This window comes from Pseudoalteromonas sp. T1lg23B, from assembly GCF_002964665.1.
Classification (GTDB): domain Bacteria; phylum Pseudomonadota; class Gammaproteobacteria; order Enterobacterales; family Alteromonadaceae; genus Pseudoalteromonas.
This window is the reverse complement of record NZ_PQBZ01000001.1, coordinates 12,836-27,156: the sequence shown is the minus strand read 5'-3', so window position 1 is coordinate 27,156 and position 14,321 is coordinate 12,836. Positions and strand designations below refer to the sequence as shown.

General features: G+C 46.0%; 13 protein-coding genes. 8 read left to right on the top strand and 5 right to left on the bottom strand.

Annotation, left to right across the window (positions count from 1 at the left end; genetic code table 11):
- Positions 1 to 31 precede the first annotated feature (31 nt).
- Together lysA and lptM are read right to left on the bottom strand one after the other, a co-directional pair.
- Entirely contained in the window at positions 32 to 1,285 is a 1,254-nt protein-coding gene (gene lysA / locus C2M32_RS00110) for a diaminopimelate decarboxylase (protein ID WP_105166533.1), read from the bottom strand.
- Positions 1,286 to 1,480, bottom strand: a complete 195-nt coding sequence (lptM, locus tag C2M32_RS00105; RefSeq protein WP_105166532.1) for an LPS translocon maturation chaperone LptM — start codon at positions 1,478 to 1,480, stop codon at positions 1,286 to 1,288.
- Between the two features lie 122 nt (positions 1,481 to 1,602).
- Here lptM and cyaY point away from each other — a divergent pair, with 122 nt between their 5' ends.
- From cyaY to add, 7 genes are all read left to right on the top strand, one after another.
- Complete coding sequence (cyaY, locus tag C2M32_RS00100; protein WP_070989456.1) at positions 1,603 to 1,923, top strand: iron donor protein CyaY; 321 nt, start codon at positions 1,603 to 1,605, stop codon at positions 1,921 to 1,923.
- On the top strand, positions 1,923 to 2,576 hold the full coding sequence (locus C2M32_RS00095) for an alpha/beta hydrolase (protein WP_105166531.1): 654 nt from the start codon (positions 1,923 to 1,925) through the stop codon (positions 2,574 to 2,576). The genes cyaY and C2M32_RS00095 overlap by 1 nt, the downstream gene beginning before the upstream one ends.
- A gap of 16 nt (positions 2,577 to 2,592) precedes the next feature.
- On the top strand, positions 2,593 to 3,417 hold the full coding sequence (locus C2M32_RS00090; RefSeq protein WP_105166530.1) for a DUF2914 domain-containing protein: 825 nt from the start codon (positions 2,593 to 2,595) through the stop codon (positions 3,415 to 3,417).
- Between the two features lie 20 nt (positions 3,418 to 3,437).
- On the top strand, positions 3,438 to 4,373 hold the full coding sequence (gene hemC, locus C2M32_RS00085; protein WP_105166529.1) for a hydroxymethylbilane synthase: 936 nt from the start codon (positions 3,438 to 3,440) through the stop codon (positions 4,371 to 4,373).
- Positions 4,373 to 6,178 carry a uroporphyrinogen-III C-methyltransferase gene (locus C2M32_RS00080; protein WP_105166528.1) on the top strand — a complete coding sequence of 602 codons (1,806 nt, stop codon included), beginning with the start codon at positions 4,373 to 4,375 and terminating at the stop codon, positions 6,176 to 6,178. The genes hemC and C2M32_RS00080 overlap by 1 nt, the downstream gene beginning before the upstream one ends.
- Positions 6,175 to 7,284 (top strand): heme biosynthesis HemY N-terminal domain-containing protein, encoded by a 1,110-nt coding sequence (locus C2M32_RS00075; RefSeq protein ID WP_105166527.1) that lies wholly within the window; start codon positions 6,175 to 6,177, stop codon positions 7,282 to 7,284. Before C2M32_RS00080 ends, C2M32_RS00075 begins: the two co-directional genes overlap by 4 nt.
- Before the next feature lie 136 nt (positions 7,285 to 7,420).
- Positions 7,421 to 8,413 carry an adenosine deaminase gene (add, locus tag C2M32_RS00070; protein WP_105166526.1) on the top strand — a complete coding sequence of 331 codons (993 nt, stop codon included), beginning with the start codon at positions 7,421 to 7,423 and terminating at the stop codon, positions 8,411 to 8,413.
- 65 nt (positions 8,414 to 8,478) lie between these two features.
- On the opposite strand, the gene fre is transcribed toward add, so the two are convergent.
- Complete coding sequence (fre, locus tag C2M32_RS00065) at positions 8,479 to 9,192, bottom strand: NAD(P)H-flavin reductase (RefSeq protein ID WP_105166525.1); 714 nt, start codon at positions 9,190 to 9,192, stop codon at positions 8,479 to 8,481.
- Positions 9,193 to 9,269: 77 nt separating this feature from the next.
- Entirely contained in the window at positions 9,270 to 10,745 is a 1,476-nt protein-coding gene (gene ubiD / locus C2M32_RS00060; protein WP_105166571.1) for a 4-hydroxy-3-polyprenylbenzoate decarboxylase, read from the bottom strand.
- A gap of 167 nt (positions 10,746 to 10,912) precedes the next feature.
- Between ubiD and C2M32_RS00055 the strand changes: the two genes are divergently transcribed.
- Entirely contained in the window at positions 10,913 to 13,513 is a 2,601-nt protein-coding gene (locus tag C2M32_RS00055) for a sensor domain-containing protein (protein WP_105166524.1), read from the top strand.
- On the opposite strand, the gene C2M32_RS00050 is transcribed toward C2M32_RS00055, so the two are convergent.
- The gene (locus C2M32_RS00050) at positions 13,510 to 14,298 is read right to left on the bottom strand and encodes a tetratricopeptide repeat protein (RefSeq protein ID WP_105166523.1); all 789 of its coding nucleotides are present in this window, start codon (positions 14,296 to 14,298) and stop codon (positions 13,510 to 13,512) included. The genes C2M32_RS00055 and C2M32_RS00050 overlap by 4 nt on opposite strands.
- Positions 14,299 to 14,321 lie beyond the last annotated feature (23 nt).

The window sequence follows — 14,321 nt, the reverse complement described above, 5'->3', positions numbered from 1 at the left end:
CCATGCTAGGGGCACCGCTGTCATTAATAAATTAAGGTAACAAATGCTCGCCCTGCCAAAGCGAAGACAGAGATTCTCTTTGACGAACAAGGTAGCACTTATCACCATCGACCATCAGCTCAGCGACCCGTGGGCGTGAATTATAGTTTGAGCTCATAGTAAAACCATAAGCGCCAGCGCTGCGTTGCGCTAGCAAATCACCTTCTTGAATCGCCAGTAGTCGGTTTTTACCAAGAAAGTCACCAGTTTCACACACCGGCCCAACGACATCATAGTTATGTGTTGGCGTGCCATCATCGCGAGGACTGACAGCAATAATATTTTGCCAAGCTTGGTACAATGACGGGCGTAGCATGTCATTCATACCAGCATCGACAATGGCAAAGTGTTTGTCTTGAGAGCATTTTAAATATTCAACTTTAGTGACTAAAACTCCCGCATTGGCAGCAATGGCACGACCCGGTTCAAAAACTAATTCAAGGGTCGGATAGGCGCTCAGCTTTGCTTTTACCTCAGCAGCATAAGCGCTTGGATGAGGTGGCTTTTCACTGTCATAAGGCACACCTAAGCCACCACCAATATCCAGATGCTGTAATTCTATGCCTGCCGTTTTGAGCTTTTCAACTAATGCCAAGACCTTATCAAGCGCCGCTAAGAAAGGCTCTACTTCTGTTAGCTGTGAACCAATATGAAAATCGACCCCAACCACTTCGATGCCGGGTAGAGCGAAGGCTAACTGATACACATCAAAGGCTTGTTTGATATCGATGCCAAATTTATTCTCTTTTAACCCAGTGGATATATAGGGGTGTGTTTTAGCATCAATATCTGGATTTACACGGATAGAAATACGCGCAGTAGTGTTCATTTCACTGGCTACGTGGCTGATACGTTTAAGCTCGGCACTGGACTCCACGTTAAAGCATTTGATGTTATGAGACAGCGCAAAGGCGATTTCATCTGCGGTTTTAGCCACCCCAGAGAACACCACCTTACTTGGGTCGCCATGGGCCTCCAAAACACGAGCCAGCTCGCCCTTAGATACAATATCAAAGCCAGCACCCAAACGCGCAAGGACATTGAGCACGGCAATATTAGAGTTGGCTTTGACGGCATAACAAACCAAATGTGGATGGCCTGCTGCTGCGTCGGTAAAAGCGTGGTAGTGTCTTTCTAATGTTTTACGAGAGTACACATAGCATGGCGTGCCATATTGGTTTGCAATATCCGTTATGGATACATCCTCGGCAAACAACTGCTGCTCTTTATAGTGAAAAAAGTCCATCTAACCTTCCTGCTGTTTATTGAGAGCATCTTTTTTTTGCTGTGTATCAGCCTCTGATGCTTTAGGTGTTTGGTTAGTGCTGTTAGGTTGCTGCTTGGGTAAATATAATGGCCCACTTTGTCCACAGCCTACTAACATAAGCGTAGTGAAGAATACCAAAAATAATAAGCCAGATTGAGAGAGTGTCGCTTTCATTAGATTAATGATGTCAGTGCCTTTATAATCGCAGAGTAACAGAATTCGTAAAAAAAGCAGCTATTGAAACGAGTATTTTACTGCTTGAATAGCTAAAACTTTGTACAAATGAGGGATATCATATGACTGATTCCGAGTACCATGAGTTGGCTGATGCCTTAATGCTTACCATAGAAGAACAGATTGATGACTGTGACGCTGATTTAGACTATGAATCCGCCGCAGGTATCTTAGAAATCATTTTTGCTGATAAGAGCAAAATTGTGATCAACAAGCAGGCACCTTTGCATCAAGTGTGGGTTGCAACCAAGTTTAACGGTCATCACTTTGAATTACATGGTGATAAGTGGATAGACAATCGTTCAGGCGCAGAATTCTGGCAGTTTATGTGTGATGCAGCGACGCGTCAGGCCGGTTCTGAAATTAAGTGGCAGCATAACTGATGTTGCCGTTTGTAGAATATGCAGCCAAAGGCGAGCACAAAGCGAGTATCATTTGGCTACACGGCTTGGGTGACTCAGGTGAGGGATTTTTACCGATTGCATCAGAGCTAGAGTTGCCAGATGAATTGGGTGTTAGATTTATTTTTCCTCATGCGCCGCAGCAAGCAGTCACCATCAATGGTGGCATGGTGATGCGTTCTTGGTACGATATTAAGTCACTGGATCTTGATAATCGAGCCGATGAAGCGGGTGTTAGAGAGTCGGCCACAGCCGTTGAAGCCTTAATACAAAGTGAGTTAGATAAGGGTATCGCTCCTGAACGCATCATTTTGGCGGGTTTTTCTCAAGGAGGGGTGATTGCGTTACACTTGGCACCAAGACTTGCGTATCAGCTAGGGGGTGTGATGGCGCTGTCTACCTATATGTGTGCTGCGCATAAACTTGCTGATGAAGCAAAACAGAGCGACTTAAATATTTTCATGGCCCATGGCAGTCAAGATCCCGTTGTTGCGGTGTCGGCTGGACAACAAGCTTATAGTGCCTTGCACAAACAAGGTTATCAGGTAAGCTGGCAAGAATATCCGATGGCCCATCAAGTGTGTTACGAAGAACTCATTGCGATCCGTCAATGGTTGATCGCAACACTGTCTTAATTTAGGAGCTGCAACAATGACACAAAGGATCGTTATAAAAACCGCGGTTAGCAAAGTACCACAAGCCAGCCCCGAGGTCAGTTATCAGTGGCACTGGCGACGCATATTTGCCGCATCAAGTGCTGTGTTGTTGTTTGCAGTGGCGGTTGTATATGGGTTGAGCAATTCGGTTAATGCCATTGAAATGGCACCCATGGATACGCAATTACAGCCTTCGCTCGAGGAAGAGTCAGTAGTAACACCTAATAGTGAGTCAATTGATATTGCTCAAGTACCGCAGCAGGAGCCTGTTGTTACGCCCACACTTAGTTCATCATCGTCCGCTAGCTTACCGGAGCTTGAAGAGGCGTCCGATGAACCGGACTTAAGCGCTGAGGATGAGAGCAGCCAAGCTGAGTCTAAGGTGGCTCAGGAGCTACAAACTGACAGTGAAAGCGAGCCGGTTAATGCTTTTGCAGCCGACGCCAACATTACCAATGTCGCGTTGGGCGCGCAAATCGATAGTAACTTGGTCAGTCGTGCGGTACTTACAACTGGCATTGCTGATAGAGAGCCCATTGACGTACTCAAAGAGCACCTTGAGCACACTGATTTCACTGAGAAGCTATTTTTCTTTACTGAAATAAACAATATGCAAGGGCAAACTGTACAGCATTTGTGGTTTCACCAAGACCAGTTGATGGCCGAGATCCCATTGCAAATTAGTGCTATCCGTTTTCGCACTTATTCAAGTAAAAATATCATGCCAAGCCAGACAGGGCCTTGGCGCGTGGAAGTTGTGACCGAGCAAGGTCAGCTACTTGCACAAAAATCTTTTCGAATTTTATCTGAGGCCGATTAAAGGTCCATCAAAGGTTGACTATGACACAACAACATACCCTACGAATTGCAACGAGAAAAAGTGCATTAGCGCTGTGGCAAGCGGAATTTGTTAAAGCACAGCTGATGCATTTTCACCCAGAACTCAACGTAGAGTTGGTGCCCATGTCCACGCAGGGGGATATTATTCTTGATACACCTTTGGCAAAAATTGGTGGTAAAGGATTGTTTGTAAAAGAGCTAGAACAAGCAATGTTAGAGGGGCGTGCTGACATTGCCGTGCATTCGATGAAAGATGTACCGGTTGAATTTCCTGAGGGCTTGGAGCTGTACACTATTTGCGAACGTGAAGACCCTCGTGATGCGTTTGTTTCAAACCGCTATAAGCAATTAAGCGAGTTACCCCAAGGGGCGGTGGTTGGTACTTCAAGTTTACGTCGTCAGTGTCAGATCAGAGCATTACGCCCCGATCTGGATATCCGTGACCTACGCGGTAATGTGAATACCCGTTTAGCCAAGTTAGATAATGGTGACTACGACGCCATTATCTTGGCAGCCGCTGGTTTGTTGCGTTTAGAGATGTCAGATCGCATTGCCAGTTATATTGAACCTGAACAGTCTTTACCTGCGAACGGTCAAGGAGCGGTTGGGATTGAGTGTCGTAGTGATGATACCTTAACAAAGCGCTTATTGGCGCCATTGGAACATGAGCAAACACGCATTCGAGTGCTTGCGGAGCGTGCCATGAACCGTCGTTTGGAAGGCGGTTGTCAGGTGCCGATCGGTGCATATGCCGAAGTCAGTGGTGAGCAGGTTTCATTGCGGGGCCTGGTGGGATCACTTGATGGCAAAGAAATTTTACGTGCTGAAGTTTCTGGTCATCGCGATCATGCTGAGCAGTTAGGAACTGAATTGGCCGAGCAATTATTAGCACTAGGTGCGGATAAAATCCTCGCCGAGGTTTATAAAGGCGCTTGATGATGCGCATTGCCATTACTCGTCCTGAAGGAAAGGGGCGACAGCTATCGCAACTTCTTGAAGTTCAGAGTATTTATAATATTCATACCCCAGTGTTGCGTATTGAGCCCTGTACGCTTAGCTCGGCAGAATTGGCACCTTTGGATGATGCGGACATGATTGTCTTTATCTCTCAAGATGCGGTTAAACAACTGGCCGCTCAGGTGGACGCTTTACCGGTTAATGCGCAGTTGTTCGCGGTGGGAGAGCAAACCGCAAAGACGGTGAAAGATTGTTTCTCTCGAAGTGCCATCTCGCCCGCTCAGCAAGACTCGGAAGGGCTACTTGCGCTGCCCCAGTTACAACATTTGGATAGTAAACAGGTGGTACTGGTAAAGGGCCGTGGGGGCAGAACATTACTGGCGCAGACCTTTAAGCAGCGCGGTGCCGTTTTAAATATGTGTGCTGTGTATCAACGTGTGCCTGAACAGGACGATCCTCGCATCTGGTTAGACCTCTGGCGAAGTGAGCAAATTGACGGTATAGTCATTACCAGCAATGCGGCAATTGACGCGGTGTTTAATTGCCAACAAAGTGAATATATCGACTGGCTGAAAAGCTGCCACTTTTTCTTGGTAAGCCAGCGTAGCGCAAATTACTTACATGATACTTATGCCATTAGCAAAGCGCGTATAAGTGTTGCAAAAGGGCCAGATGATCTGGCGATTTATACATGCATAGTGCCAAATCAACATCAGCAAGGTAGCCATATGAGCGAGCAAGAAAAGCAACCTGAAGCAACAAAACCTGAGAGCGTCACACAGCCATCGCAGCCGGTTTTCAAACAAAAAGTTAGCAAACTTGCGATGTTGGCTTTATTGGTGGCCCTCACCGGGGGCGCAGCGACTGCTGGGCTCATTATTCATGGTCAGCAAATCAGCGATAAAACTTATGCGGCGTTGGCGCAATTGCGTGCTGATAATGCCAAGCTAAACGAACAATTAAAACAAACGCAATCGCAATTGGTATCTGTACAAACTGCAATGCAGGGGCAAAGAGATGCCATTGAACAGCAACTCACCGTGCAATCACAAACGGTCGAAGCGCAACTACAGGCCGCACTTTCTCAAGCAAAACAGCAGATAAGTGGTGCGTTGAGCAGCGAAGCTTTGTATTTGCAACGCATGGCAGAGTTTAAGGCAAATGCTGACCAAGACTTTCAGGGCGCAAGTGCGGTGTTAAAGCGATTGTACGAAGTGGTTCAAAATGAGGCCGATAACACAACGTTGCTCAGTGCCATTGCTACAGATATTGCGATGCTAGAAGCGCAGCCAAAACCTGCACTTGAAAATACTTACCTGACGCTACATGCGATGTTGCAGCATGTTGACGAGCTGGCTTTGAAAACAATACAACTGCCAGAGCCGAAACAAGCACAAAATACCGAACTGTCTGGCGATTTAAATGATTTCCAAAGTAATTTGCAAAAGACTTGGCGAAACCTAGTCGACGATTTTATAAAAATCAGAACCCGTGAAACAGCGGTGATTGATCCCTTACTCGATAGTGAACAGCAACAGCTACTTAGAGCGCAACTGCGCAGCCATTTATCACAAGCTCAAAGTGCACTGATGGACAAACAAGCCAGCATCTTTTTTAGTGCTTTGGAATCAGCCAGCATGACGTTGAGTAAATACTACGACAATCAACATGAGTTGGTTGAAGCGATGCAGGAGCGAATTAAACAGCTACAACACATGCCGTTGCAGTTCAACAAACAAGTTGAGCTGAGTAGCAGTGCTGCGCTCAAGGAGTGGTTACAATGATGAAAACGCTGATGGTGATAGCCGTGGTTGCTTTGGCCATGGCGGCAGGTCATTTGCTCATTGGTGAAAAAGGGTATGTCTTAATCGCCTTCAATGAGACAACGATTGAAGGCACCATTGTGTCGTTTGTGATACTGCTTTTTATGGTGCTGATTGGGACGTGGATAACTTTTAAATTGTTGAGTTTATTGTGGCAAATTGGCCGTAAAACCACAGGACATTTTGGTAATAAAAAACGGGCGAGATCACAACAGGCCTTGAACCAAGCATTATGGGGCATGTTGAATGATGATGCCCACGCTGTGCAAAGTGCGTTTGCTAAGACGAATGCGCCTAGCCAGTGGCAGGACCAACAATATGCTTTGCAGGCCAAAGCCGCTTTGCAAGCAGGCGACCAAACCGGTGCGCTACAACATTTGCAAGCTATGTCAGATGAGGCGCAAGCTCAGGTGCCTAAGCTATGGCTAAGGGCAAACCAAACGGAGCAAGCGCTTGCGCTGTTAGCGCAGCCTATGCAGCAGAAAAAGCCCAGTGCGGCTGCGGTGAGTAGCTATCTTGATGGGCTGTTACAAGAGCAGAAGTTGACAGAAGTTGTAGATACGTTATCCAGTAAATACAAGCAACTAGACTTAACGCAAGCGTACTGGCAAGGCTTCTTTAAACGCTTTTTTAGCCTCGCACAGCAAGATGCGACGAGTTACTTGTCACAGTTACCTAAGGCCGTGCAGGCACATGCTCAGCAGGCTTACCTGCAAGCGATGGCCTCTCAGGGCCAGTTAGCGAATATTCATGATGCATTGGCAAGACTCCTTAAAAAAGGGCAGTATCATCAGCTCGCATCGGTACTGGCGGATGCCAAGGGCAGTGATACCAAGCTTACTCAAGCTATTCAAAGCAGTTTGAAAAAGCAAGAGCAAAACAGCGAGCTCCTCTTTTGTTTAGCCTGTATGGCCAATGCAGAAGGTGATTTTGAACTAGCTGCAAAAATATTTGCCAGTTTGCCGGAGCAAGATTGGCAGCCCACTTGGGTTGAACCTGCTTTGTACAGTTTTGAACAAACAGGGCAGTATCAGCGGGCTTATCAACTCGCCCGCCATCAGTGGTAATAGGATAACGCCAGCCAAGTGCTGGCTTTTTTATACTTGCATTAATATTGAGCAGTGCTAAAAATGGACATGTGTCCTTGATCTTTGTGTGAGGGCGCGTATGATCCGCAAAATTTTATCTGCAGCCGAGTGACCTATGATCAATAACAACCTACCTTTGCTTGATTTACACCGCCACCTAGATGGAAACGTACGGGCGAGTACGATTTTAGAACTTGGTCAGCAATTTAATTTGCCGTTACCCGCTCAAGACTTAGAAGGTCTGAGAGAGCATGTGCAAGTGCTAGACAATGCGCCTGACTTAATGGCGTTTTTAGCCAAGTTGGATTGGGGTGTAAAAGTGCTGGGAGACTATGATGCATGTCGTCGTATTGCCATGGAAAATGTGGCGGATGCTCAGGCTCAGAATATTGACTATACCGAGTTGCGTTTTAGTCCTTACTACATGGCTCAGAGCCATAACTTACATCCTCAAGGGGTAGTTGAAGCGGTCGTTGATGGCGTTAAAGCAGCAACCAAAGGACAAGCTATCAAAGTGAATCTAATTGGTATCATGTCGAGAACGTTTGGCGTCGAAAAATGTCAGTATGAACTTGATGCTCTGTTGGCGTTTAAAAATGACTTGGTTGCAGTGGACTTAGCTGGGGATGAAATCGGCTTTCCCGGCAGCCTTTTTATCGAGCACTTCAAGCAGGTTCATGATGCGTATCTAGGCGCAACAATTCATGCTGGAGAAGCACGCGGAGCTGAAAGTATTTGGCAAGCGATTCAAGAGCTTGGCGCGACACGTATTGGCCATGGCGTAAAGGCTATCGAAGATCCGGCTTTGATGGACTATTTACGTGACAACCGTATCGGTATCGAATCTTGCCTAACGAGCAATATTCTAACCAGCACGGTTGCCAGTCTCGAAACGCATCCATTGAAACGCTTTTTAGATCATGGGATTTTGGCTTGTATCAACACCGATGATCCCGCGGTGCAAGGCATTGAGCTTGAACATGAGTATCGAGTGGCGGCACCACAGGCTGGGCTCAGTCAAAGTGACATTGAGCAAGCGCAGCGAAATGCGCTAGAGATTGCCTACCTGAGCGACAGCGATAAAAAAACGCTATTAACCAATGGCTAATAGCCGTATTGTCAGAACAATAAAAAACGCGCCCAAGGGCGCGTTTTGTTTAAGTACATCTGTCATTATTTAATAAACGCAAAGGCGTCTGCATACATATGCTCGCGCTCAGCGCCATGATTAATAAAATCGTCACGTACGATACCAATCATGTCAAAACGCCCCGCCATATAGATGCTATATGGCTCCAAGGACACAATGTCTTTCATCACGGCTTTGTGTACAAAACCGGTGTGTCCTTGCCAATTGTCGCTAGGGTTTTCAACGACAGGAATAAATTGGAAGTTTTTGCGTGTTGCAGCCCAAGCTTCCATTTCTTGTTTTGCATATAGGGCTGATTCATCTTTTACGCCCCAATACAGCAAAACAGGTTGGTCAAAACCCACTTCAGCAAGGTGGTCGGCCATTGATTTAACATAAGAAAATCCCGTTCCGCCCGCTAACAATACGATCGGGCGTTGGTGATCTACACGCAGTTGTGACACACCAAGACCTACTTCTAATAGCACCGGTGTGTTACTTTGATGTGCATTTTGCAAATGCTCTAAGGCTTGCATGGCGTATGAGTCTGCACCCGAGGCACCAATGTGTAATTCTAGCTCATTGCGTAATGAAGGGCGGCTGGCAATAGAAAAGGCACGTTTGTCTTTTTCACCTAATACCAGTTGTAAGTAATGTCCAGCTTCAAATGTAACGGCTTCCTCGGGCGTGAGGGTTACTTTGTGAACAAATTCTGTAAGTGGGCTGATGGCGGCCACTTCAGCTTTAACTAATTGCATATTTTACCTTTAGCACGGCGGTTATATTAATTATTTGTATAAAGTATCGGCACTTTATCACAGCCAAGATAGTTATCCTATTGCTCGAGCTTAATACCTAGGCTATCCCAAATTTCATCAACACGTTGTTTGGTTGCATCGTCCATGACTATGGGCTCACCCCACTCACGGTCGGTTTCACCCGGCCACTTATTCGTGGCATCCATCCCCATTTTTGAACCAAGCCCCGATACCGGCGAAGCAAAGTCTAGGTAGTCGATAGGGGTGTTATCGATCAAGGTGGTGTCGCGAGTTGGGTCCATACGAGTCGTGATAGCCCAAATGACATCGTTCCAATCACGGGCGTTCACATCATCATCACAGACGATCACAAACTTGGTGTACATAAACTGTCTTAAAAACGACCATACTCCCATCATGACGCGCTTCGCGTGACCTGGATATTGTTTCTTCATAGTGACGACCGCCATGCGATAAGAGCATCCCTCTGGAGGTAAATAGAAGTCGACAATTTCAGGAAACTGCTTTTGCAATATAGGTACGAACACTTCGTTTAATGCGACACCTAAAATCGCGGGTTCATCGGGTGGGCGGCCAGTATAAGTACTGTGATAAATGGGGTCTTTGCGATGTGTAATATGAGTAACTGTCATCACTGGGAAGTTATCGACCTCATTGTAATAGCCGGTGTGATCTCCATATGGCCCCTCAGGAGCAAGCTCACCGGGCACGATATGACCTTCAAGTATGATTTCCGCATTCGCTGGTACTTGTAAATCGTTGGAGATAGATTTTATCACTTCTGTTTTAGCGCCGCGTAGTAGACCTGCAAATGCATATTCACTGAGTGTATCTGGCACCGGGGTAACCGCTCCCAAAATGGTGGCAGGATCGGCACCCAAAGCAACGGATACAGGGTAAGGTTCCCCTGGGTTTTCTTTACACCACTCCTGAAAATCTAGTGCTCCGCCGCGGTGAGACAGCCAGCGCATAATGATTTTATTTTTACCCAACAATTGTTGGCGATAGATTCCCAGGTTCTGTCGCTTTTTGTAGGGGCCACGGGTGACTGTTAAGCCCCACGTGATGAGCGGCGCAGCATCGCCCGGCCAGCAGTGCTGAATAGGTAACTTGGTCAAGTCTACGTCATCACCAGTTATCACTACGTCCTGACAGGGCGCTTTGCGTAACTCTTTCGCTGGCATATTAAGAACTTGTTTATAAGCGGGTAACTGGCCTAACGCTTCTTTGATACCTTTAGGGGGCTCAGGTTCTTTCAAAAAGGCCAGTAGCTTACCTACTTCACGTAGCGCGCTGACATCATCTTGGCCCATGCCCATTGCTACACGTTTGGGGGTACCAAATAAATTTGCGAGCACGGGAATATCAAAACCAATTGGGTTTTCAAAAAGTAACGCTGGACCGCCCGCTCTGAGTGTGCGGTCTGCGATTTCGGTCATTTCTAACTTAGTGGAAATAGGCGCAGAGATACGGACTAACTCACCTTGCTCTTCTAAGCGCGCGATAAAATCTCGCAAATCTTTATATTTCATTTCGTTACTGGGCATTTGAATTTGGCTTCAGTATATCAACTTGACCTAGAAATGGCAGTAATCTGCGCTTTATTTGATATTGTGCAATACTTAGTGACTTAACGTGTTTTCAAAGGATGTGCTTTGTTTTATAGTCGTTTTCAAGCCTTTAAGTGTGTGGTGGCTGGATGAAAATAATAAAAATAATACTGGCGTGTCTGTTACTTTTCAGCGGTGCGGTGAGCGCATTGTCTGCGGATGATCCTTTGTTTGTAGAACATAGTGCGGTCATGCTGGTTATCAACCCACAATCTGGGCAAATTATCGCTGCTAATAAGGCGGCTGAGACATTTTACGGTTATCCGCGAGCAACACTCGGGGCGATGTCGATACAGGATATTAATCAGCTCAACGCCGAACAGGTTGCTGAGGAAAGAGCGCTGGCTGCCACTGAGGGTCGGAATTATTTTATCTTTCGTCATCGATTGGCTGATAACACCTTACGTACCGTCAGTGTTTACTCTACGCCATTTGTCGATAGCAATGGGCAAACTCAGTTGTTATCGATCATTCACGATATAAGTGCGCAACGAGCGCTACAAGACTCACTGTGGTATTACCAAAATAATTTAGAAGAACAAGTGGCTACACAAACACAAAAAATTCAACAGATGAGCAGCTTAAGAATGCTGTTGCTGGCGTTAATCATCGCGATTTTGTTGATTTCTATTTTGGTATTGGGTGCGCTTTTGTTGCGTTTGCGAACAGCTAAACGTCGTTCTGAGGCACAAGGAGCGAGATTAAAAGCAATCTTCAATGGTATTGAAGATTTACTTATTTTTACCGATGAACAAGGGCAAGTCCTATCCGTCAATAAAAGGGTACAAGATACCTTCGCCACACCTGATACGCTACTGAATCAACCCATTTCTGAGGTACTACATGGCAGCGCCTGTGTGGATCAGAAAACATGTTATCAATTACCTTACACATTGCAGTTGGGTGATAAACTCAGCACGTTTAGTATTACCAAAACCACAGTTCTAGACATCAATCAGCAGCTATTGGGTTATATCTATGTGTTGCAGGATATCACTGAACGCCTTGTTCGTGAGCGTGAGCAGCGGTTGGCCCAGACTGTATTCGATACCACCGCAGAAGGGGTACTGGTGTCTGACCGAGATAACCGTATTCAAATGGTTAACCGAGCATTTAGTCAGATCACCGGATTTGAAAGTCACGAAGTGTTAGGTCAAACACCAGCGATGTTCAATTCAGGACACCATAGTAATGCCTATTTCAACAAGCTATATCAAACCCTAAATGAGCGAGGACATTGGGAAGGCGAGATCTGGAATCGTCGCAAAACGGGAGAAGTTTATCCCAGTTGGTTACAGGTTTCAGCGGTGTTTGATGACCAAGGTGAGATTGAAATGTACGTCGCTTTGTTTAACGACATTACTTCACGCAAACACCATGAACAACTTATGTGGCAGCAGGCTAACTTTGATACTTTAACGGGGTTGGCTAATCGACATCATTATCATGAGAAGTTTGATTTGGCCCTTGCCGCTGCAAAAGAAAATCACACACGTTTGGCCATTTGCTTTATTGATTTGGATCGCTTCAAGGCAATCAACGACACGCTCGGTCATCATATTGGTGATTTGTTATTAATTGAAGCGGCGCAGCGCATTCAGGACTGTACGCGAAGCAGCGATGTGGTGGCTAGGCTTGGTGGCGATGAATTTGCAATATTGCTGACGGACATTAAACACATTCGTGACGTGGAAACCATTGCCAATAAAATTTTGCATCAGTTAAATAGCCAGTTTGTACTTGAAGGCCATGAAGCATTTGTGTCAGGCAGTATAGGGATTACTTTCTATCCAGATGATGGCGATGATAGAAAGGTATTGCTGCGTAATGCGGATAGTGCAATGTACAAGGCTAAAGAGCATGGGCGTAATTGCTTTCAATTTTACACCTCGGCCATGCATGAAAACGCCAAAGCGCGTAGCCAATTGGAAGGTGCACTGCACAAGGCGCTGTTAAACGAGGAGCTATCAGTTGTCTATCAGCCAATCCATGCCAAAGACAATGAGCGTATTGGATGTGAAGCGCTACTGCGTTGGCGCAGCCAAACATTGGGAGATATTTCTCCTGCTGACTTTATCCCCGTAAGCGAGGAGCTGGGGCTCATTTTGGCCATGGGTGAATGGGTGTTATTTCAAGCATGTAAGCAGGCTAAACAATGGTGTGAGCAAACTAACAAGCCGTTCTTTGTAACGGTGAATGTTTCCAGTACACAGTTCAAGCGACAAGATGTGTCAGTATTGGTAGCAACGGTATTACGTGAAACTGGGTTACCTAGTCATGCATTAACCTTGGAGATCACAGAGAATGTACTGGCTGACAACTCTGAGCATATTCTCTCGCAGTTAAAAGCGATACGTGACATGGGCGTAGAACTGGCGATTGATGACTTTGGTACTGGCTATTCATCGCTGAGTTATCTCAAACGTTTTCCACTTTCAAAGCTAAAAATTGATAAAGAGTTTATTCGTGATTTACCCAATGACGCGGAAGATCGTGCACTCGTCAGCGCCATTATTTCAATGGCGGCAAATTTAAATCTGCAAGTAGTGGCTGAGGGTGTTGAAACTGCCGAGCAGTTGGGCTTATTAAAACAGCTTGACTGTGATTTTACCCAAGGCTACCTGCATTCACAGCCGTTATCGCCAGATGACTTTGATGTTTATTTGACACGCTTCAGTGAGGGTTGCTAACACACCGAAGGGTGCGTGTTGCACAGTGTATCGAGGGCGGATTGTGCCTTAGAATTTTGCTGCTTGGCGGATTGTTGCAACCAGTACACCGCCTTTTGCAGGTCTTGAGATCCGCCTTGTGCGTGTTCTAGCATGCCTGCCAAATTATATTGCCCCCAGCTATCGCCTTGCTCGGCAGCTTGTAAAAATTGCGCCCTGGCGGCCTCAAAATCTCCCTGACGAAACAGTATGATTGCTTGGTCGTTGTGTGAGTTTAGTGTCATTTGGATATTGAGTTTGTCATTGATTGCGGTGGGTCTGGCGCGTCGCTTTACTATGCCGCCCAACACATAAATATCGTTGGGACGGTACACACTGTCAATGGCTTGAAGCTCGAACAGTGCGGCTAATTCAGAGTGCTTAAATGTCAAAGTATCCCGCCTAAAATAGCTGTCTAGCATCAGGGAGTCTAATTTGATGGCTCGTTCTGCACCTCGTAGCTTTCGATAAGTAAAACTGCCCTGTAAAAGCTCTACATGTGTATCTGACACTTGCAATACTTGAGCAACGCGATATTGCGCTTGGTATTTGCGCTGTGTTTCAAGGTATCCCATATTGAGAACCCAGACATCGTGTTTTTCGGGGTGCTTGAGCAAAGCTTGTTGTTGGGTATGGTTGCTCTGATACTGGTAACCAAAATAGATCAGACCAAGTAAAGTGGCAGCAATTATTATCGGGCGTTGATAATGAACGACACATGTTTCAATGAGTTCATGAAATGCATAGACTAAGCGTAATGATGCCATTTGGCATACTCCCTTGTTTGATA

What these genes read in the sequence shown, in the direction of transcription:
- lysA (WP_105166533.1), bottom strand. Translation starts at nt 1,285, where the DNA reads ATGGACTTTTTTCACTATAAAGAGCAGCAGTTGTTTGCCGAGGATGTA.
- lptM (WP_105166532.1), bottom strand. Translation starts at nt 1,480, where the DNA reads ATGAAAGCGACACTCTCTCAATCTGGCTTATTATTTTTGGTATTCTTC.
- cyaY (WP_070989456.1), top strand. Translation starts at nt 1,603, where the DNA reads ATGACTGATTCCGAGTACCATGAGTTGGCTGATGCCTTAATGCTTACC.
- C2M32_RS00095 (WP_105166531.1), top strand. Translation starts at nt 1,923, where the DNA reads ATGTTGCCGTTTGTAGAATATGCAGCCAAAGGCGAGCACAAAGCGAGT.
- C2M32_RS00090 (WP_105166530.1), top strand. Translation starts at nt 2,593, where the DNA reads ATGACACAAAGGATCGTTATAAAAACCGCGGTTAGCAAAGTACCACAA.
- hemC (WP_105166529.1), top strand. Translation starts at nt 3,438, where the DNA reads ATGACACAACAACATACCCTACGAATTGCAACGAGAAAAAGTGCATTA.
- C2M32_RS00080 (WP_105166528.1), top strand. Translation starts at nt 4,373, where the DNA reads ATGATGCGCATTGCCATTACTCGTCCTGAAGGAAAGGGGCGACAGCTA.
- C2M32_RS00075 (WP_105166527.1), top strand. Translation starts at nt 6,175, where the DNA reads ATGATGAAAACGCTGATGGTGATAGCCGTGGTTGCTTTGGCCATGGCG.
- add (WP_105166526.1), top strand. Translation starts at nt 7,421, where the DNA reads ATGATCAATAACAACCTACCTTTGCTTGATTTACACCGCCACCTAGAT.
- fre (WP_105166525.1), bottom strand. Translation starts at nt 9,192, where the DNA reads ATGCAATTAGTTAAAGCTGAAGTGGCCGCCATCAGCCCACTTACAGAA.
- ubiD (WP_105166571.1), bottom strand. Translation starts at nt 10,745, where the DNA reads ATGAAATATAAAGATTTGCGAGATTTTATCGCGCGCTTAGAAGAGCAA.
- C2M32_RS00055 (WP_105166524.1), top strand. Translation starts at nt 10,913, where the DNA reads ATGAAAATAATAAAAATAATACTGGCGTGTCTGTTACTTTTCAGCGGT.
- C2M32_RS00050 (WP_105166523.1), bottom strand. Translation starts at nt 14,298, where the DNA reads ATGGCATCATTACGCTTAGTCTATGCATTTCATGAACTCATTGAAACA.